Below are 22,330 nucleotides of genomic sequence, written 5' to 3'. Positions count from 1 at the left end.
CGGGGGGCCGGACGCCGACCAAGGCCGTGGCTGAAGCGGCCGTGCGCTGAAGAAGGGTGGTCGGCGCGGAGGGGGGATGTCGTGACGACAGCTGCCGGGGGGCATGGAAAAGGAGAAGCCCGCCCGGTGTGAAAGAGGCGCTAGAGCGCGCGATATCTCGCGTGGGGCTGGTTGCCCGCAACGATCATTGCCAAAGGAAACACCCCCGTGGGAATTCCGGCGAGACGAAGCAGAGAAGCCGCGTCGTCGACCGGGCGACGACGCCACTGTCATATTATCCGATCAGTGCGGCGATCCAAGGGAGCGTAGCAATGAATTCCACTCTCCCGCATGCGGCCGTGATCGGTTGGCTTGATATGGATCCGCGACCTTGACGGTGCCGGATAACGAACGACCGGGACGTGCTCGTGGCGGCACGTCCCGGTCTCGCCGTGGGGTCAGGAGGCCTGGGCCTGCGCCTCCGCGAGGCGTTCCTGCGCCTCGGCGAGATCCTCCTCGGTGGGGGCGTCGTCCTGGGTGAGCTTCAGGCGCCAGTAGCCGGAGAACTCGATCCGGCTCTTCGGCAGGCCGCGGTCGTCCACCAGGTGCCGCCGCATCCGCCGTACGAGGCCGGCCTCGCCGGCGAGCCAGGCGAAACCGTCGCCGTCCGGCAGCACGGCCTCCCGCAGCGCGTCGGCCAGCGCCTCGCTCTGCCCCGGCTCGGTCGCGCCGCGGTACAGCCATGTCGTGGTCAGATCGGCCTCGGTACGCAGCGGCTGCTCGTCGCCCGCGTCCTGGACCTCGATGAACGCCATCGCCCGGGCGCCGGACGGCAGGCTCTCGACGATCGACGCCATCCCGGGAACGGCCGCGTCGTCACCGGCCAGCAGCACCCAGTCGGCCTCCGCGAGCGACGTGGACAGCGGCTTGGGGCGCGCGAAGTAGTCGCTGGGACCGAACACGCCCAGGAAGTCGCCCTCCTCGGCGTCCATCGCCCACCGTGTGGCCGGTCCGGCGTGCCGGTGCAGGACGAAGTCGAAGGTGAGGGAGTTCGTGGCCGGGTCGTGCGCGCGGATCGTGTAGCTGCGCATCCAGGGCCGCTCGTCCTCCGGGATGGCCCCGAACGCCTGGTACCACGTCATGAGGTCGGTGGTCTCGGTGACCTCGGGCAGGACCGGTCGGGGCTGCCCCGGGCGCGGAAAGTAGAGCTTGACCTGTTGGTCGGGTTCCGTGAGGGAAAAGCCCCGAAGGTCGTCGCCGGTGACGGTGACGCGGGCCATGTGAGGGGTGATCCGCTCGGTCCGGGTGACCTGCAGGAGCCAGATCGGCAAGCTGTTCATGGATTCCTTCGCACGATGGGGGCGGATGGCGCGGGGGGCGTCGTCCGGCCGGTGTCGACGTTTCGGCCGTGACATCTCCCGTAACCCTCTTGCCCGCAACACTTTACGGCATAAGGAGCTATCGGTGCAGAGCTGCGCGGCGGCACCGGTCACCCCTTGCCGCCGCCGTACGCGGCGAGTTTCTCCCGGACCAGCCGGCCGATCGCCTCGAGCGACGCCTCCCGGTTCAGCAGCGTGCCGTGCTCGCCCGGCAGGGCGTGCCGCTCGATGCGCCCCGCCACGTACGGCGTCCACGCGCGCTGCGTCAGCGACGGCTCCTGCTGGTCGTCCGCGGTCAGCAGCAGCAGATCGGCCGCCAGCCGCTCGGGGCGGTAGTCGATGAGCAGCCGGGTGTTGTTGGCGGAGATCTCCATGATCATCCGCAACTGCTCCTCCCCGAGGTTCGCCAGCGCGCTGCCCCGCCGCCGCAGGATCTCCTTGGTGCGCTCGAACGTCAGCCGTTCCCCCTCGCCCGGTACGAACGACTCGTCGACCAGACCGACGAGATAGGTGAGGTGCTCGTGCAGATCGTCCTCGTCCAGCTCAGGGACGTCGTCATGGGTCAGCCCCTTCCAGCCCGGGCAGGCGTCCACGACGGCGAGCACCCCCACCCGCTCCCCGCGGCGCCGCAGTTCCACGGCCACCGCGTAGGCGGCGACCCCGCCGAACGACCAGCCGAGCAGGTGGTAGGGGCCCGCGGGCTGGACCCGCTGGATCTCGTCGGCGTAGTCGGCCGCCATCGCCTCCAGCGTGTCCGGGCGGGGTTCCGGTTCGCCCAGACCGCGCGCCTGGATCCCGTACACCGGCCGCTCGGTGTCGAGGTGCTTCAGCAGACCGGCGTACGACCAGCCGATGCCACCGCCGGGGTGCACACAGAACAGCGCCTCGCGCTCACCCCGCGGGCGCAGCGGCAGCATCACCTCGTACCCGTCGCCCGTGTCGGCGGTCCGCAGCCGCCCGGTCATGTCGGACGGGGTCGGCGTCTCGAACAACGCGCGCAGCCCCACGTCCACGCCGAACGCCGCGCGGATCCGGGCCTTGAGCCGGGCCGCCAGCAGCGAGTGGCCGCCCAGCTGGAAGAAGTCGTCGTCGACCCGGACCCGGGGCAGGCCCAGCACCTCGGCGAACAGCTCGCACATCAGCTCTTCCTGCGGCAGCCGGGGAGCACGGCCGTCCGCGCCGGAGTCGAGATCGGGGGCGGGCAGCGCCGACCGGTCCAGTTTGCCGTTGGGAGTCAGCGGCAGCCGGCTGAGCGGCACCACCGAGGCGGGCACCATGTACTCCGGCAGCTGCCGCCTGGCGTGCTCCAGCAGGTCGCCCACCAGCGCGCCCGCCGCCCGTGCGGTCAGCGGCGCCCGCACCCAGCGGACCAGCGGCGTGGCGGTGCCCAGGGGGGCCCGCGGCCGGTACAGGTCGACCACCCGGGCCGCCGGATCCGGCGCGGTGAACACCACGTCCAGGCGGCAGGGGTCGGACGACCAGGTCACGTGCGCGGCGAGGCCGAGCCGGGCGGCGAGCTCCTCCACCGCAGCGAGCGGCGGAGCGTCCCCCGGCACCTCCGGGTCGTGCCCGTGGATCGCCGCTTCGACGGCCGCGTCCTCGGCCAGGCGCCGGTTCGGCACCCCCGCGACCCGCAGCGGCGGCCGGACCCGGCGGAGCGTCTCCTCCAGACCGGCCGGCCCGGTCGCGTCGTCCCACTCGACCACGGGCAGCTCGCCCGCCGAGGTGAGCGGGGTGCCGCCGTCCTTGAAGAGCGTGACGTCGTAGCGGTACCGCGTCAGTTCGTTGGCGAAGGCGCCCCGCTTCACCTCGACCCGGGCCCCCGCGAGGCCCTCGACGTGTTCGCCCAGCACAGTGAACAGCTCGGGTGCGACCAGCAGTTCCTTCTCCATCACCAGGGCGCGTTCGACGGCCCGCCGCAGACTCGCGCGGTCGTGCCGGTCGTGCACCTTGTGGGCCAGCGCCGCGGAGGTGAGCATGCGGTGCAGTCGCAGATCGCGTACGTCGCCGAGGAACAGGGCGCCGCCCGGAGCCAGCAGCCTCATGGCGGACCTGATGACCCGCAGGAGATACGCGGAGCTCGGGAAGTACTGCACGATCGAGTTGAGGACCACGGTGTCGAAGTGGCCCTCCGGGAGGTCCCCGGTCTCGTGGGCGGCCAGGGTCCGCAGCCTCACCCGCTCGCTCAGCCGCGGATCGCCCGCCACATGTCCGCGCAGCGTCTCGACGACCGCCGGCGAGAAGTCCGTGGCCCAGTACTCCGCCGTGTCCCGGGCGAGCCGCGACAGCAGCAGGCCGGTGCCGGCGCCGATCTCCAGCACCCGGCGCGGTCGCAGCCGCCGGATGCGGGCCACCGTCTCACGGCGCCACTCGCGCATCTCCTCCACGGGGATGGGCGCGGAGTCGTAGCTGCTGTTCCAGCCGGAGAAGTCCTCGCCGAACGCGGCGGTCGGCGCGGCGTACAACGACTCGTAGATCCCCTGCCAGGCCTGGACCTGGTCCTGTTCTGCGGTGTGGTCCAAGCCCCCGGCCTCCGGGTCGGTGACCACGTACGCCACCAGGCGCGGATCGCCCGGCCGGTCCTCGCGGACCAGCACCGCCGCCTGCCCCACGGCCGGATGGCGCAGCAGCACGCTCTCCACCTCTCCCGGCTCGATGCGGAAGCCGCGCAGCTTGACCTGGTCGTCGCCGCGCCCCACGTAGTCCAGCGCGCCGTCCGCCGTCCACCGCACCAGGTCCCCGGTCCGGTACATGCGCGCGCCCGGCTTGTCGAAGGGGTCGGCCACGAACCGCCGTGCGGTCAGACCGGCCCTGCCCAGGTAGCCCCGGGCGAGACCGGTGCCGGCGATGTACAGCTCGCCGACCACTCCGGGCGGGACGGGGCGCAGGTCCGGATCCAGCACGTACAGCCGGGTGTTGGCCATCGGGAGCCCGATGGGCACCGAGGTGGCGTCGGCGGCCAGGGCGTCGACCGTCCAGCTCGCGGCGAAGGTGGTCGTCTCGGTCGGTCCGTATCCGTTGACGACCGCCAGACCGGGGCAGGCCGCGAGCACCGTGCGCACCGCGTGCGGAGACACCGCCTCACCGCCCGTCCACACCTCCCGGACGCCGGCGAGGCACGCGGGGTCGCTCTCGGCGACCAGCGTGAACAGCGAACTGGTCAGCCACAGACCGGTGACCCGCTGCCGCACGATCGTGCCGGCGAGCGCGTGCAGGTCGAGATCCCCGTCCGGGCCGATCACCAGGGTGCCGCCGGTGAGCAGCGGCACCCACACCTCGTACGTCGACGCGTCGAACGCCGGTGACGAGTGCAGCAGCACCCGGCGCTGGGCGTCGGTGCGCCAGCGCGGGTCGGTCGCGAGTTCGGCCACGTTGCGGTGGGTGACCCCGATGCCCTTGGGCCTGCCGGTGGAGCCGGAGGTGTACATGATGTACGCCAGATCGTCCGGACCCGGCTGTCCGGCCGGCGCGGCTCCGGGCGCGCCGTCCTCAGGGAGGAAGCCGTCACCGGCGTCCTCAGGGAGGAAGCCGTCACCGAGGGCGGTGCCGAGGAGGACGACCGTCGTGCCGTCCGGGAGCGACTCCGGCGCCGGTGTTCGGTCGGTGATGAGCACCCGGGCTCCCGTCTCCGCCAGCGCCGTCCGCGTCCGAGCCGCCGGGGAGCGCGGGTCCAGCGGCACGTAGGCGGCGCCCGCCTTGAGGATGCCGAGGACCGCGGCGACCATGCCGGGGGAGCGCGGCATGAGCAGCGCCACCGTCCCCGCCCGGCGCACCCCGCGGCGCGCCAGCAACGCCGCCACGCCGTCGGCGGCCTCGCGCAGCACCCGGTAGCCGATCTCCCGGTCGCCGTGCACCAGGGCCGGAGCCTCGGGACGGCCGGCCGCCTGGGCGTCGAACAGTGCCGGGAGACCTGCCTCGGCCGCGGGCCGTTCGGTGTCGTTGCGCCGTTCCAGCTGCAGGCTCTCCCGGGTGGTGAGCAGGTCGGCCGAGCCGATCGGCCGGTGCGGCTCCGCCACCAGGGACGCCAGCAGCCGCACCCAGCGGTCGAACAGGTCGCTGACCGTGTCGGCGTCGTACAGGTCGCTCGCGTACTCGACCACACCGGTGATGCCCTGCGCGCCGCCCGTGTCGTCGAGGTGCTCCGACAGGCTGAAGAACAGGTCGAACTTGGCCGAGCCGGTCCGGCCCGGCTCGATGTCGACGCGCAGCCCGGGCAGCTGGAAGGAGCCGGCCGGCGCGTTCTGGAGCGCCAGCATCGTCTGGAACAGCGGGTGCCGGCCGAGCGAACGCGGCGGATTGAGCTTCTCCACCAGGTACTCGAACGGCACGTCCTGCTGGGCGTACGCGCCCAGCGCGGTGTCGCGCACCCGGGCGATCAGCTCCCGGAAGCTGGGCCGCCCCGAGGTGTCCGTGCGCAGCACCAGGGTGTTGACGAAGAAGCCGACCAGGTCGTCGAGTTCCTGGTCGGTGCGCCCGGCGATCGGGCTGCCGACGGGGATGTCCGAGCTGCCGCTCAGCCGGGACAGCAGCGCCGCCAGTCCGGCCTGCAGCACCATGAACACCGTCGCGCCGGACTCCCGGGCCAGCTCCGCGATCCGCCGGTGCAGCTCCGCGTCGATGCCGGTCCTGACGTAGTCACCCCGGTAGGAGGCCACGGCCGGACGCGGACGGTCGGTGGGCAGCCGCAGCTCCTCGGGCAGGTCGCGCAACTGCCGTACCCAGTAGTCGAGCTGGGTGGCGAAGAGGCTGTCCGCCGCGCTCTGATCGCCCAGGAGGTCGTTCTGCCACAGCGTGTAGTCGGCGTACTGCACCGGCAGCGCCGCCCAGGACGGGGCCTCGCCCCGGCACCGCGCCTCGTACGCCCGGGCCAGATCGCGGGCGAGCGGGTTCAACGACCAGCCGTCACCGGCGATGTGGTGCACCACCAGCAGCAGGACGTGCTCCTCGGCCGACAGTGCGAACAGACGCACCCGCAGCGGTGGTTCCGCGGCCAGGTCGAAGCCCTGGCGGGCGGCGGAGTCCAGCCTCGCGGCCAGGTCCTCCGGGCGGGTCGCTTCCCCGTCCACCGCCGGGGCCGCCGCCGCGGGATCCAGTACCCGCTGCCACGGGACCCCGTCCCGCTCCGGGAACACCGTGCGCAGGCTCTCGTGGCGCGTCACCACGTCGGCGAGGGCCGCCCGCAGCGCCTCTCGGTCCAAGGAGCCGGTCAGGCGCAGCGCGAGCGGGATGTTGTACGTCGGGCTCGGTCCCTCCATCGTGTGGATGAACCACAGCCTGCGCTGGGCGAACGACAAGGGCGGCGCCTCGGGCCGGTCCCGGCGGGCGAGCCGCAGCCGGCGCGGCGCGGCGGTGTCGAGCCTCGCGGCCACCGCCGTCGGGGTGGCGTCCTCGAACAGCGCCCGCAGCGCCAGCTCGACGCCGAAGGTGGCTCGGATCGCGGCGATCAGCCGGGTGGCGAGGAGCGAGTGTCCGCCCAGCTCGAAGAAGTCGTCATCGGCGCCCACCCGGGGCAGCCCCAGGACCTGCGCGAACAGATCGCACACGATCTGCTCCTGCGGGGTGCGCGGGTCGCGTCCGGTGCCGCCCGCGGTCAGCATCGGCGCGGGCAGCGCGGCCCGGTCCAGCTTGCCGTTGGCGGTCAGCGGCAGGGCGCTGACGGGAACGAAGGCGCTGGGCACCATGGAGGCCGGCAGGGTCTGCTCCACGTGCTGGCGCAGCCGTGCCATCAGCGTTCCGGCGGCGTGGGGCACCAGCGGATCGCTGGTGAGGGCCGACAGCGCGGTGCCCGGTCCGGGTGCGGACACCGGCGGGCAGGTGCCGGTGAGCGGGGCGTCCCCGTCGGCCAGGACGAAGTCGACCAGGTGGGGACGGGGCGACCAGGCCGCCACCGTGCGGTACCCCAGCTCCGCACCCAGCCGGTGCAGGTCGGCCAGGTCCACGGTGGGCGCGGGCGCCACGGGGCCGTCCCCGGTGCGGATCGCCTCGGCCAGCGCCAGTTCGGCCGCGACCCGGTCGTTCGGTACACCGGTCAGCCGCAGCCGCCGTGGACGCCGCTCGGTCAGATGGGCGCGGACGGCCGCCAGGTCGCCGAGGTCGTCCCAGGGCACCGCGGGGGCGTCCCGGACGTCGGTCGTGCGCGCGCCCCGGTGGTGCAGCGTCACGTCGTAGCGGTAGCGGCTCAACTCGTTGTCGTAGGAGGCCTCCTTCAGCGACACCCCCACCGCGCCGATGTCCGGCAGGCGCTCGGCGAGCGCGGTGAAGTAGTCCGGGTCGACGAGGAGTTCCTTCTCCGTCATCAGGTCGTGCTCGACCTCTCGGCGGAGCGCGGCGAGGTCCGGCCCCGCGGACATCCGGTGCGCGTGGACACCGGCCTTCAGCGCCCGCAGCAGCCGTACGTTGCGCACGTCGCCGACGAACAGCGTGCCGCCGGGGGTCAGCAGACGGCTCGCGGCGGCGAGGACCTCGGTCAGGTAGTCGGCGCTGGGGAAGTACTGGACGACGGAGTTCAGGACGATCGTGTCGAAGTGTCCGGCGGGCAGCCCGCTCGGGTCGTGCGCCGCCTGCACCCGCAGGGTGACCCGCTCGCGCAGCGCCGCGTCGGCCGCCACGTGCCCGCCCAGTTCCCCGATGACGTGCTCGGAGAAGTCGGTGCCCCAGTACTCCGCGCAGTGCGGCGCGACTCCGGACAGCAGCAGCCCCGTGCCCACACCGAGCTCCAGGACGCGGCGCGGCCGCAGGTCCAGGATCCGCCGGACCGTGTGGGCCCGCCACTCCCGCATCTCGGCAGGAGGGATGGGCTCGCCGGTGTAGCTGCTGTTCCAACTGGCGAAGTCCTCGCCGAAGGGTGCCTGCGCGGCTCCCGCGTAGACCGAGTCGTAGAGCAGCCGCCAGTCCTCCAACTGGTGCCGCTCCGCGCCCTCCTCCCGCGCCTCCGGTACGGCGCCGGGCACCACGTACGCCACCAGCCGCGGGTCGCCGGGCCGGTCCTCGCGTACGGTCACGGCGGCCTGCCGCACCCCCGGCTGCCCGTCGAGGATCCGCTCGATCTCGCCGGGCTCGATGCGGAAGCCGCGCAGCTTGACCTGGTCGTCGGCGCGGCCGGCGAACTCCAGCCGCCCGTCGCCGGTCCAGCGGGCCAGGTCGCCGGTGCGGTACATGCGCTCACCGGGCGCTCCGTGGCGGCAGGCCACGAAACGGGAGGCCGTCAGGCCCGGCCGGCGCAGGTAGCCGTGGGCCAGGCCGGTCCCGGCGAGATACAGGTCCCCGACGACACCCGGCGGCACCGGCCGCAGGCGGGCGTCGAGGACGTACGCCCGGGTGTTGTCGACCGGTGTCCCGATCAGCGGGGGCCGCGTCCCCGTCTCCCGGCTCGCGGTCGACCAGATCGTCGTCTCGGTCGGTCCGTACAGGTTCAGCACCTCGCCAAGCCCGGCCAGGTCCGCCGCCAGCCGCTCCGGCAGCGCCTCGCCGCCGGTCAGCAGCCGCAGTCCGCGCAGCGGCGCCGGGTCGTGCGCCACCAGCGTCTGCCACAGCGACGGGGTCGCCTGCATGACCGTCACGTCCTGCGCGGACACCCACTCCAGCAGCGCCGACGGCTGCCGCACCACGTCCCGGGGGGCGAGGACGACCCGGGCGCCCCGCAGCAGCGGCAGCCAGATCTCCAGCGCGGCGATGTCGAAGGAGACCGTGGTGACGGCCAGCAGCCGGTCCTCCGGGGTGAGCGGTACCAGCCTCCCCATCGCGTGCAGGAAGTTCGCCAGCGCCTCGTGCGGGACGACCACGCCCTTGGGGGTGCCGGTCGAACCCGAGGTGTAGAGGACGTACGCCGGCTGCCGCGGCGCGATCCGGACCCGCGGCGGGGTGTCCGGGCGGGCCCGCAGCGCCTCGACCGTCCCCGGGTCGTCCAGCGTGATCCGCGTCAGCCCCTCGGCGTCGGGCACCTGCTTGCCGGTGGCCCGGGTGGTCAGCAGCACCGCGGGCCGGGCGTCACGCACCATGAAGTCCAGCCGGGACGCCGGGTACTCGGTGTCGAGCGGCAGATAGGCCGCGCCGGCGCGCAGCACCGCCAGCATCGCGACGGGCAGCACCTCCGTGCGGGGCAGCGCCAGGGCGACCAGCGTGCCGGGCCCGCCGCCGTGCGCCAGGATCTCCGCGGCCAGCCCGTTCGCCCGCCGGTCCAGCTCGCGGTAGGTCAGCGTGGCCCCCTCGGCGACCACGGCGACGGCGTCGGGTGTCGCCGCCGCCCGCTCCGCCAGCAGAGCGGGCAGCGGCTGCGGCGCGACCGGCACCGAGGTGTCGTTCCACGCGCGCAGGACCTGCTCGCGCTCGGCGGCGGTCAGCACGTCGACGTCCGCGATCGGCCGGTCCGGGGCGTCCACGACGGCGGCCAGCAGCCGCTGCCAGCGGGTGAACAGGGCTCGGACCGTGTCCGGTTCGTACAGGTCGCCGGAGTACTCCACCGCGCCCTCGATGCCACCCGGCGCCCCGTCGTCCGCCTTGCGCTCCACCAGGCTGAAGAACAGGTCGAACTTGGCGGTGCCGGTGCGCGCCTGGGAGACGGCGACGTCCAGGCCGGGCAGCTCGAACCGGCCCTCCGGGGCGTTCTGCAACGCCAGCATCACCTGGAACAGGGGGTGATGGGCCAGCGAGCGGGCCGGATTGAGCGCCTCCACCAGATACTCGAACGGCACGTCCTGATGGGCGTACGCGTTCAGCGCCGTGTCCCGCACCCGCCGCAGCAACTGGGTGAACGTCGGGTCGCCGGAGGTGTCGGTGCGCAGCACCAGCGTGTTGACGAAGAACCCGATCAGCTCGTCCATGGCCTGGTCGGTGCGCCCGGCGATCGGGCTGCCGATCGGGATGTCCGTGCCGCAGCCCATCCGCGTCATCAGCGCGGCCAGACCGGCCTGGAGCACCATGAACACCGTGGTGCCGTTGCGCCGGGCCAGGGCGGCGAGGGCGCGGTGCAGCTCCGCGTCCAGCTCCACCTCGATGTAGTCGCCGGCGTACGAGGCGGCGGCCGGGCGCGGGCGGTCGCCCGGCAGCGTCACCTGCTCGGGGAGGCCCTCCAGAGCGGTCCGCCAGTAGGCGACCTGCCGGGCGAGCAGGCTGTCGTCGTCGTCGTGCTCGCCGAGCAGGTCGTTCTGCCACAGCGTGTAGTCGGCGTACTGCACCGGCAGGGCCGGCCAGGAGGGCTCGGCTCCCTCGGCGCGCGCGGCGTAGGCGCGGGTGAGGTCGGCCGCCAGCGGGCTCAGCGACCAGCCGTCGCCGGCGATGTGGTGCAGGACCAGGAGCAGGACGTGCTCGTCGGGCGCGAGGGTGAACAGTTCGGCCCGCACCGGTCCTTCGGAGTCCAGCAGGAACGTGTGCCGGGCCGCCGCGGTGAGGAGCTCCGGCAGGGTCTCCGCGGTGGCCCGGGTGACGGGCAGCGGCGGGACGGCCCGCTCCGGATCGAGGACGCGCTGGACGGGGACGCCGCCGCTCTGCGGGAAGACGGTGCGCAGGCTCTCGTGGCGGGCGACGACGTCGCCGAGGGCGGCCCGGAGCGCGTCCTGGTCGAGGGTGCCGGTGAAGCGCAGCGCGAGCGGGATGTTGTACGTCGCGCTCGGCCCCTCCAACTGGTGCAGGAACCACAGCCGCCGCTGGGCGAACGACAGCGGCAGCACCTCCGGGCGGTCCCGCCCGGTCAGCGCCGGGCGGGCCGGGCCGCTGTCGTCGAGCCGCCGCGCCAGCGCGGCCGGGGTGCGGGCCTCGAAGACGGCGCGCACCCCGGTCTCGGCGCCGAAGGTGGCGCGGATCCGGGAGGCGAGCCGGGTGGCGAGCAGGGAGTGGCCGCCCAGGTCGAAGAAGTCGTCGTCCACCCGGACCTGCGGCAGGCCCAGGACCTGTCCGAACAGATCGCACAGGATCTGCTCCTGCGGGGTGTGCGGGTCCCGGCCGGTGCCGCCCCGGGTGAGGTCGGGTGCGGGCAGGGCGGCGCGGTCGAGCTTGCCGTTGGGGGTGAGCGGCAGGACGGGGAGGGGCACGACGGCCGCGGGGACCATGTAGTCGGGCAGCCGGTCCTGCAGGAAGCGGCGCAGGTCCCGGGGGTCCGGGACGCGGTCCGCGACGGGTACCGCGTAGGCCACCAGCCGCCGGCCGCCGGGTCCGTCCTGTCGTACGAGGACGGCGGCCTGGGCCACGTCGGGGTGCTCGGTCAGCGCCGCCTCGATCTCGCCGGGCTCGATGCGGAAGCCGCGGACCTTGAGCTGGTCGTCGGCGCGGCCGAGGAACTCCAGGTGCCCGTCCGGCGTCCAGCGGGCGAGGTCGCCGGTGCGGTACATGCGGTCGCCGGGCCGTCCGTAGGGGTCGGCGAGGAACCGCTGGGCCGTCAGCCCGGGCCGGTTGAGATAGCCGCGGGCCAGGCCGGCCGTGTGGGTGTACAGCTCGCCGGTCGCACCGGGCGGCACCGGCCGCAGGGCGTCGTCCAGGAGGTAGACGCGCACGTTGTCGACGGGCTTGCCCAGGGGGGCGACGGCGGGCCATGCGGCGGGGTCGGCGGGCAGGCTGTGGGCGGTGAGGACCTGGGCCTCGGTGGGCCCGTAGTGGTTGTGCAGCCGGCGCGGCGTGTGCTCGTGGAAGGCGCGCAGCTGCCGGCTGAGCGTGAGCGCCTCGCCTGCCTGGGCGATCTGCCCGAGCGACGGGACGCGCAGGCCCGCCTCGGTCGCCGCCTCGGCGAGGGACTCCAGGACGGTGCTGGGGGCGAAGATCTCGTCCACCCGGTGCTCGGTGAGCCAGGCGGCGAAGCGGCGCGGATCGCGGCGGGTGTCCTCGTCGGGCACCACCAGCGTCTTGCCGAACAGCAGCGCGGAGAGGACCTCCTGCACGGACACGTCGAAGCTGATCGCGGTGAACTGCGCGGTGCGGGTACCGGGGCCGCCGCCGAGCTGGTCGTGGTGCCAGCGCAGCATGTTCGCCACGCCGAGCCCCGTCATCTGCACCGCCTTCGGCCGGCCTGTCGAGCCCGAGGTGTAGATGACGTACGCCGGGCTCGCGAGCGTCAGCGGCCGTGGCCGCTCGGCGGGGGAGGGGTCGGTGTCCGGGCAGTCGCCGATCCGGGCGGCGGTGGGCGGATCGTCCAGGACCAGCACGGGCGTCGCGTCGTCGTCCGGTATCGCGGACCGGGTCCCGACGGCGGTGAGCAGCACGGCCGGGCGGGCGTCCGCGAGCATGTACCGGGTCCGCGCGGCCGGTTGGTCCGGGTCGAGCGGCAGGTGCGCGGCGCCGGCCTTGACGACGGCCAGCAGGGCGACGATGTGCGCGGACGAGCGGGGCAGGGCGAGCGCGACGATGCTCTCCGGTCCGATCCCGCGCCGGATGAGGGTGTGCGCGAGCCGGTTGGCGCGCCGGTTCAGCTCCGCGTACGAGAGGACCTCGTCGTCGAAGTGGACGGCGGGCGCGTCCGGAACGGCGGCGACCTGTGTCCGGAACCAGTCCGGCAGCAGCGGCAGTTCCCCCTCCCGCCGGGTGTCGTTCCAGGTCTCCAGTACCAGACGGCGCTCCTCGGCGCTGGTCACGTCGACCCGTCCGGTGAGGGTGCCGGGGTCCTCGGCCACGGCGGTGAGCACCCGGAGCAGCCGGTCCAGCAGCGCCTGCGCGGTCGCCCGGTCGAAGAGGTCGTCGCGGTGGTCGAGCCGCAGGTACAGCCGCCGGCCCGGGGCGGCGACCAGGGTCAGCGGATAGTGGGTGGCGTCCCGGCCCCGCTCCAGGACCGGGGCCACCCGCACCTCCGTGCCCAGACCGTCGGCGACGTCCTGGCCGGGCCCGTCCCACGGGTAGTTCTCGAACACCATCATCGTGTCGAAGAGCTCCGGCACGCCCGCCGCCCGCTGGATGTCCGACAGCCCCAGGCCGTGGTGCGCGGTCAGCGCGGACTGGCCGCGCTGCACCTCGCCGATCAGCTCCGACAGCGACCTCTCCGGCGCGACCCGCACCCGCACCGGGACGATGTTGATGAACAGGCCCACCATCGACTCGACGCCGGGCAGCTGTGGGGTACGACCCGAGACGATCGCTCCGAACACCACGTCCCGCCGGCCGGTCTCACGGCTCAGCACCAGCCCCCACGCCGCCTGGAGCAGGGTGTTCACCGTCACCCCGAGCCCCTGCGCCCGCGCCCGCAGCGCCGCGGTCAGCTCCTCCGACGCCTCGGTCACCACCCGCGCGGGCAGCCGGGGCACGCGCGACGGATCGGCCGGGGCCAGCCGGGTCCCCTGGTCCACGCCGGCCAGCTCACGCCGCCACGCCTCCTCGGCCGCCTCCCGGTCCTGCCGGCCCAGCCAGGCCAGATAGTCCCGGAACGGCGTCACCCTCGGCAGGGAGGCGGCGTCCCCGTCACGGGCGTACAGGGTGAACAGCTCCCGTACGACGATCGGCGTCGACCAGCCGTCCAGCAGGATGTGATGACTGGTCAGCAGCAGACGGTGCCGCTCCGCGGCGAGCCGCACCAGCGTGAACCGCAGCAGCGGGGGCCGCGCCAGGTCGAAGCGGCGCCCGTACTCCTCCCGGCCCAGCCGGTCCAGTTCCTCGTGTGCCTCGGCCTCCCGCAGTCCGCTCAGGTCCACCTCGGTCCACGGCACGGTCACCTCGGCGGGGATCACCTGTACCGGCTGACCGTCCGTCACCTGTGGGAAGGCGGCGCGCAGGTTGGGGTGCCGGGCCACCAGGGCCTGCGCCGCTTCCCGCAGCAGCGCCGGGTCCAGCGGACCCGTGAGGTCGAAGACCTGCTGCACCGCGTACACGTCGGGGCCGTCGACGTCGTACAGCGAGTGGAAGAGCATGCCCTCCTGCATGGGGGTCAGCGGGAGGATGTCGACCAGATTGCCGCGGGTCATTACCGAGTCCTCCACATGTCCTCGAGCTGTTCGACATCGTGCTGGGCGAGTCCGACGAGCGGGAAGTCGGACGGGGTGGAGCCGCCGTCTCCCGGCCCCGAGCCGTGGCGTGCCAGGCCCCGCAGAGCCTGGAACCAGTACTCCGAAACGTTCCGTGCGTCCGTCTCGGGCCACATCCCGGACGCCCACCGCCATGTGGCCGTCAGGCGCGGCCCGTCCGGGTGGTCGCGCACCACCGCGTCGACCTCCAGGCCGTGCGCCAGAGGGAGGGCCGGGTCGACGCCGCCGACCAGCCCGATCTCGTCCGCCACCCGCCACGCGGGGTGCTGCGGGTCGATCGCGGTCCCGGGCGCGGGGAACCGGCCCAGGTAGTTGAAACCGACCTGCGGGACGACCGCCGCGGCCAGTTCGGCCGCGGTGTCGGGGTTCAGGTAGCGCAGCAGGCCGAAGCCCCGGCCGTGCGCGGGGACGGCGCGCAGCTGCTCCTTGACCCGCTTGACGGCGGCCGCAGTGCCGGGCGCGCCTGCGGTCACGTCCTCCCAGGCGTGCGCGCCGGGGTCGAGACGGACCGGGTACAGGCTGGTGAACCAGCCCACTGTGCGGGAGAGTTCGCTTCCGTCGCCGTCCTCGTCGCGGCCGTGTCCCTCCAGATCGATCAGCGCGGCGCTGCCCTCGCCGCGGCCCCGCTCGCGGCGGAAGTGGCCGAGCGCCAGGGACAGGGCGGTCAGCAGCACGTCCTGGACCCCGGCGCGGAACGCGGCCGGCACGGTCGTGAGCAGGGGTTCGGTGACGTCGGGCGGCAGCGTGGTGGTGAACCGGGCGGCGGTGCCCGTGAGGTCCCGGTCCCGGTCCAGCGCGCGTGCGGTCAGCAGGGGGTCCGGCCCCCTCACCGTCCGCGTCCACCACGCCAGTTCGCCGACCGTCTCCGGCCGGCGGGCCCGCGCGTGCAGGGTGCGCGACCAGGTGCGCAGCGAGGTGCCGACCGGGGGCGGCGGCGTCCCGTCCAGCGCGGCCAGCAGATCGGGCACGAGGACGCGCCAGGAGACCCCGTCGACCGCGAGGTGGTGGATCACCGTCAGCAGTCGGCCCTCCCGGCCGGGCCCGGCGTCCAGCCAGACGAACTGGGCCATCCGCCCGTCACGGGGGGAGAGGCGGTCCGTCGCCGCCTCGGCCTCCCGCTCGACGGCGGCCCGCAGCGCGGCCGCGGACCGCTCCGGCGCCTCGCCCGCGTCGCCGGGGGACGGCAGCGGCGCCACATGGACCAGGTCGGCCGGGTCGACGCCGTTCGCGGCGCGGATGTCCAGGGCCCAGCGGTCCCCGTCCGGCTCCCGCGTCAGACAGGCGCGCAGCGCGGCGTGACGGCCGATCAGGGCGCCCACGGCCGCCGTGAGCCGGTCCCGGTCGAGACCCTGGGGCGCCCGCAGCAGCAGGGACTGGGAGAACCGGTCGATCGGGCCGCCGCGGTCCTGCAGCCAGCACATGATCGGGCTGGGCGGCACCAGCCCGTCGCCCGCTCCGGGGTCCTCGGCCGGTGCCGGCTCCGTCAGGTCGTCGACGGCCTCGGCCAGACGGGCGGCCGTACGGTGCTCGAAGACGTCCCGCACCCCGGCGTCCAGGCCGGCGGCGCGGGCCTGGGAGACCAGCCGGATCGAGAGGATGCTGTCGCCGCCGAGGGCGAAGAAGTCGTCGTCGGCACCGACCGGGTCCTGGCCGAGCACCTGGGAGAACAGCTCGCACAGCAGCTTCTCCCGGGCGGTGCGCGGTTCCCGGTGGTCCCTTTCGGGCAGGGCCGGTTCCGGCAGGGCGGCCCGGTCGACCTTGCCGTTCGGGGTCAGGGGGAGCGCGGGCAGCGGGACGAAGGCGGCGGGGACCATGTAGTCGGGCAGCCGCTCGGCGGCGTACGCCCGCAGCGCGGTGGGGTCGGTCGCCGTCACCAGGTAGGCGACGAGCCGTACGCCGCCGGAGCGGTCCGGGCGGGCGAGCACGGCGGCGCGGGCCACGTCCGGGTGGCGGGTGAGTACCGCCTCGATCTCCCCCGGCTCGATCCGGAAGCCGCGGATCTTGACCTGGTCGTCCGAGCGCCCCGCGAACTCCAGCACCGCCGCGCCGTCCCGGCGCACCAGGTCACCGGTGCGGTACATACGGGCACCGGGCGGGCCGAACGGGTCGGCGACGAACCGCCCGGCGGTCAGCGAGGGCTGTCCGACATAGCCGCGGGCCGGCCCCGAACCGGCGATGTACAGCTCGCCCACGACTCCGTCGGGCACCAGGTGCAGACCGCCGTCCAGGACGTAGGTCCGGGTCCCGGCCAGCGGTCGGCCGATCGGTACGGCCGCGGCGTCGGGCGCCAGGTCGCGTACGGCGTGGCTGGTGGCGAAGGTGGTGGTCTCCGTGGGGCCGTAGCCGTTGACCACCACCGTCCCGGGGCAGGCGGCCAGCACCCGGCCGACCGCGGCCGGGGACAGCGCCTCGCCGCCCGCCCACACCTGCCGGACGGCGGCGAAGCAGTCCGGCGCGTGCTCGGCCATCACGTCGAACAGCGCCGCGGTCAGCCACAGTCCGGTGACCCGCGACCCCGTGATCAGCCCGGCCAGCGTGGGCACGTCCAGGTCGCCGGGCGGTGCCACCACCACCTGGCCGCCGCGCAGCAGCGGCACCCACAGTTCGTAGGTGGACGCGTCGAACGCCAGCGGCGAGTGGAGCAGCACCCGCTCGTGCGCGGCGTCCGACCAGCAGGGGTCCGAGGCGAGTGCGGCGACGTTCGCGTGGGTGACGGCGATCCCCTTCGGCCGGCCCGTGGAACCCGAGGTGTACATCACGTAGGCGGCGTCGGCGGGCGACGCCGGGAGGCGGAGGTCCGCCGACGGCTCGGCCGCCGCCGCCGGGCCGTCGACGTCGAGGCGCGGGACGCCGTCGAGCCGGGGGGCGCCCCGGGTGGTGAGGAGCAGGGCGGGCCGGGCGTCGCGCAGGATCGGTTCGATCCGCGCGGCGGGCTGCCGGGGGTCGAGGGGCACATAGGTGCCGCCCGCCTTCAGCACGGCCAGGATCGCCACCACCGCCTCGGTGGACCGCTCCAGCCGCAGGAGGACCGTGTCACCCCGCCGGACGCCGCGGGCCCGCAGCGCGTGGGCCAGCCGGTCGGCCCGGTCGTTCACCTCGGAGCGGGTCAGCCGGGTGTCCCCGTCGACCAGGGCGACCGCGTCGGGATCGGCGGCGACACGCGCCTCGAACAGCGCGGGAAGGGGGAGGTCCGGGTCCGCTTGGCCGGGCCCGGTGCCGTGGCGGAGGATTCCTTCCCGCTGCGCCGGGGTCAGCAGGTCGATCCCGGCGACCCGGGCGCCGGGGTCGGTGACCGCGGCGTCGAGCAGCCGTACCCAGCGGTCCCACAGCGTCGGCACCGACTCCGGGTCGAACAGGTCGTCGGCGTACTCGACGAGCCCGTGGATCCCGGCGGGCCGCCCGTCACCGTCGTACTCCTCGGTGAGGCTGAGGAACAGGTCGAACTTGGCGGTGCCGGTGCGGCCCAGCTCCGAGCGCACCTGGAGGCCGGGCAGGTCGAAGGAGGCGTCCGTGGCGTTCTGGAGGGCCAGAACGACCTGGAAGAGCGGATGGTGGGCCAGGGAGCGCGACGGGCTGAGGACGTCGACCAGATGCTCGAACGGCACGTCCTGGTGGGCGTGGGCGGCCAGCGCCGCCTCCCGCACCCTGGCGACCAGCTCGGTGAAGGACGGGTCGCCGGAGGTGTCGGTGCGGATCACCTGGGTGTTGACGAAGAGGCCCACCAGGTCGTCGAGCGCCTGGTCGGTGCGTCCGGCGATCGGCGTGCCGACGGGGATGTCGGTGCCGGCGCCGAGCCGGGTCAGCAGAGCGGCGAGGCCCGCCATCAGCACCATGAACAGGCTGGCGTTCGCGGCCCGCGCCGTCTCCAGCAGCCGCCGGTGCAGGTCCGCGTCGATCTCCGCGGCGAGGTAGTCGCCGCGGTGCGAGGCGACGGCGGGCCGCGGGCGGTCGGTGGGCAGGTCCAGGCACTCCGGCAGCCCGGTCAACTGCCCGCGCCAGTAGGCCACCTGATCGGCGAACACACTGCCCGCGTCCTCCGGGTCGCCGAGCAGGTCGCGCTGCCACAGGGTGTAGTCGGCGTACTGGACCGGCAGCGGGGGCAGGCCGGGCGGCCGGCCCCGCCGGCGGGCGTCGTAGGCGGCCGCCAGATCGCGGGAGAGCGGCCCGATCGACCAGCCGTCCGCGGCGATGTGGTGCAGGACGAGCAGCAGGACGTGTTCGTCGGGCGAGAGGCTGATCAGCTCGGCCCGCAGCGGCGGCTCGGCGGCGAGGTCGAAACGGCGCCGCGCCGCCTCGGCCACCCGGCCGGACAGCTCCGCCGGGCTGCCGTCCCGCGCGGTGAACGGCGTCTCCACGCCGGGAAGCACCACCTGGTACGGGACGCCGTCCCGCTCACGGATCACGGTGCGCAGGCTCTCGTGCCGGGCCATCACGTCGCCGAGCGCGGCGCGGAGCGCGGCGCGGTCCACCGCGCCGGACAGCCGCAGCACGAACGGGGTGTTGTAGGTGGCGTCCGGCCCGTCCAGCCGGTCGAGGAACCACAGCCGCTTCTGTGCGAACGACAGCGGCAGCACCTGGGGGCGCTCCTGCCGGGTGAGCGCCGGGCGGGCCGGAGCCGCGTCCTCCAGCACCCGGGCCAGCGCGGCCGGTGTCGCCGCCTCGAACAGGGCACGCAGGCTCAGTTCGACGCCGTACGCCGTGCGCAGCCGCGCGGTCAGCCGGGTCGCCAGCACCGAGTGACCGCCCAGGTCGAAGAAGTTGTCGTCGGCCCCGACCCGGTCCGTGCCGAGGACCTCGGCGAACAGATCGCACACGACTTGCTCGCGCGGGGTCCGGGCGGGCCGGTGCGGACCGCGCGCCGACGCCCGGTCCGGGGCGGGCAGCGCGGACCGGTCGAGTTTGCCGTTGGGGGTGAGGGGGAGCGCGCCGAGCAGGACCACGGCGGCCGGTACCATGTGCTCCGGCAGCCGGGTACGGGCGAACGCGCGCAGCTCCTCGGGCCGTACCCCGGCGTCGGCGGCGGGCACCGCGTACGCCACCAGCCGGTCGTCGTCGAGGCGGTCCCGCCGGACCAGGACGGCGACCTGGGCGACGCCCTCGTGCTCGGCCAAGGCCGCCTCGATCTCCCCGGGTTCGATGCGGAACCCGCGTACCTTCACCTGGTCGTCGGACCGGCCCAGGTACTCCAGCCGTCCGTCGGCGGTCCAGCGGGCCACGTCGCCGGTGCGGTACATCCGCGTACCGGGCGGCCCGTAGGGGTCGGCGACGAACCGCCGCGCGGTCAGCTCCGGACGGCCCAGATAGCCGCGGGCGAGTCCGGCACCGGCGACGTGCAGTTCGCCGGGGACGCCGGGGGGCACGGGACGCAGGGCCCGGTCCAGGACGTAGGTGCGCAGGTCGCTCAGGCCGGTGCCGATCACGCTGGTCTCGCCGGCGGCCACCGTGTCGCGGTCCAGGTCGAGCCGGGTGACGTGCACGGTGGTCTCGGTGATGCCGTACATGTTGACCAGGGCCGGCGCGGTGTCCGGGTGGCGTTCGTACCAGGGGCGCAGCCGGTCGGGGCGCAGCGCCTCACCGCCGAACACGACCGTGCGCAGCGCGAGGCGGTCGCCGAGCGCGGGCTCCTCGCGGTCGGCCTGCATCAGCTGGTAGAAGGCGGACGGCGTCTGGTTGAGCACCGTCACGCCCTCGTCGGCCAGCAGCCGCAGCAGCCGCGCGGGGGTACGGCTGACGTCGTACGGGACGACGACCAGGCGGCCCCCGTGCAGCAGCGCACCCCAGATCTCCCAGGTGGAGAAGTCGAACGCGGCGGAGTGGAAGAGGGTCCACACGTCCCGCTCGTCGAAGGCGAACCGCTCCCGGGTGGCGTCGAACAGGCGGACCACGTTGTGGTGGGTGACGAGGACGCCCTTGGGCCGGCCGGTGGAGCCGGAGGTGTAGATGACGTACGCGGGATGCTCCGGCGTCAGCGGATGGGTCCGGTCGCCGTCGGCGGGATCGGCCGCCGGCTGCGCGCCGAGCAGGCCGGTGGTGGCGCTGTCGTCCAGGACGAGCGAGGGTGCGCCGGAGGGCAGTGACGGCGCGGTGCCGCGGTCGGTGACCACCAGCACCGGTGCGGCGTCCGACACCATGAACGCCAGCCGGGAGGGCGGGTAGGCCGGGTCAAGAGGCAGATAGGCCGCGCCCGTCTTGGTGACGGCGAGCAGCGCGACGACGAGGTCGACGGACCGGGGCAGGGCCACCGCGACGATCTTCTCCGGTCCTGCGCCGCGGGCGATCAGCAGCCGTGCGAGCCGGTTGGCCCGGGTGTTCAGCTCCGCGTAGGTCAGCCGGGTGCCGCCGAGGGAGACGGCGGGCGCGTCCGGGGCGGCCTGCGCCCGCGCCTGGAACAGCTCCGGCAGGGTGGCGCGGCGGGCGGTGGCCGCGGCGACCGGGGGCGGCAGGAGAACGCGGCGTTCCGCCGCGGTCAGCAGGTCGATCCGGTCGACGGGGGAGTCCGGGTCAGCCTCGGTGATCGCGTTCAGCAGGGCGACGAAACGGTTCCGGTGGTCCGTCAGGGCCGACTGGTCGCAGACCTCGGGGTGGGCGGTGAGGTCGATCTGGAGGCCGGACCCGTCCCGCCGGTCCCACACGGCGATGGCCAGGTCTCCGACCAGGCCGGAGGAGAGGTTGTGCACGGTCGCGGGGTGCTCGCCGAACCGCAGGTCGTAGTCGAACGATATGACGTTGACCAGCGGCGCGTACCGGGCGGCGGCCGTGTCCGGCAGTGCGACGTCGCGGTGCAGGTCCTCGCCGCGGTACCGCTGGTGGGCCACCACGTCACGGACCCGGTCGCTCACCTCGCGCAGCAGCCCGGCGACGCTCAGGCCCGGCCGCACCGGCACCCGCAGCGGCAGCACGTTGGAGGTCATGCCCGGGGTCTGGCGCACCACGACGTCCGTGCGCGCCGCGACGGGCAGGCCGATCACCACGTCGTCGGCGCCCGTCATCCGGTGCACGTACGCCGTCGCCGCCGCGATCGCCAGCTGCGACCAGGGCACGCGGGCCCGCCGGGTGATCTCGCGGACGCGCTCCAGGCGGTCCTGGCCGAGCCGGGTGGTGGCGCGCAGCAGCTCCGCCGGGGTGCCCCGCGACGGCGCCACGAGCCGGGGCGTCGGCGGCCGGTCGGCGAACAGGCCGGTCCAGAACGCCCTGTCCCGGGCGAACTGTTCGGAGGACCGGTAGACGGTGTCGCTGTGGACGAGCCGGCGCAGGGATCCGAACGGCGACGCCTGACACGGCCGTCCCTCGGCGAGCGCGGTGTACACCGCCGCCACCCGCCGGGCCATGAGCTGGGCGCCGAACGCGTCCATGACGATGTGGTGGTAACTGTGGTACCAGATATGGCCGTCGTTCCCCAGGCCGATCAGCGCGTGCCGGAACAGCGGCCCTCGGGCGAGGTCCATCGGCCTGCGGATGTCCCGCTCCATCCACGCCGTCGCTGCGGCGGACGGGTCCGGCCGGTCGCCGAGGTCCAGGTACGGCAGTGGCCAGTCGGCCACCTCCCGTATGGACTGCCGCGCGTCGTCGCCGGACGCGGTGAACCGGACGTGCAGTGCGTCGGCCTCCGCGACCGTCTGCCGCAGCGCCCGCTCGAACAGGGCGGGGTCGATCGGACCGCCGATCCGCACGTACTCTCCGACCCGGTAGACGCTGTTCGCCGATTCCAGGAGCTGTTCGGCGAACCAGATCTCACGTTGTGCGGCCGACAGGGGAAGAAACACACCCTCGGGCTCATGACGAGACAATCTTCAGCCTCCGGTTGCGTAGCGCCGCCTGTTTTCGATACATCGGCGGGAAGAATGCAAACGGTTGTCGTGCGATCCGGTTTTCCGTTGTCCGGGCGCCGCCCGAACCTAACACGGGGGTTCGCAGAGTCAATGGCGTGAGCAGGCCTGCGGGAACCGTCGGTTGTCCCGCCGGCGGGACAGTGAATTTCCGTGCGGTGCGCCCATAATCACCCTGTTGACTTCCCGATCATTCCAGCCGATGAGGGAGAGG

At 74.2% G+C, this 22,330-nt stretch carries 3 protein-coding genes; all 3 read right to left on the bottom strand.

Going from position 1 to position 22,330, the window contains the following annotated elements:
- Window positions 1-437: 437 nt before the first annotated feature.
- The 3 genes from ACZ6RC_RS10685 to ACZ6RC_RS10675 all read right to left on the bottom strand — a co-directional run bounded on the left by ACZ6RC_RS10685 (window position 438) and on the right by ACZ6RC_RS10675 (window position 22,053).
- Complete coding sequence (locus ACZ6RC_RS10685; protein WP_469580910.1) at window positions 438-1,319, bottom strand: siderophore-interacting protein; 882 nt, start codon at window positions 1,317-1,319, stop codon at window positions 438-440.
- A 149-nt stretch (window positions 1,320-1,468) separates the two neighbouring features.
- A complete protein-coding gene (locus ACZ6RC_RS10680) occupies window positions 1,469-14,230 on the bottom strand; it encodes an amino acid adenylation domain-containing protein (protein WP_469580907.1) in 12,762 nt (4,253 codons plus the stop codon).
- Complete coding sequence (locus ACZ6RC_RS10675) at window positions 14,230-22,053, bottom strand: amino acid adenylation domain-containing protein (protein WP_469580904.1); 7,824 nt, start codon at window positions 22,051-22,053, stop codon at window positions 14,230-14,232. The genes ACZ6RC_RS10680 and ACZ6RC_RS10675 overlap by 1 nt, the downstream gene beginning before the upstream one ends.
- Between the last annotated feature and the right edge of the window lie 277 nt (window positions 22,054-22,330).

The organism is Streptomyces sp. NPDC048353 (genome assembly GCF_055587165.1).
The sequence above is the reverse complement of the archived record's forward strand: the minus strand, read 5'-3'. Positions and strand labels throughout refer to the sequence as shown.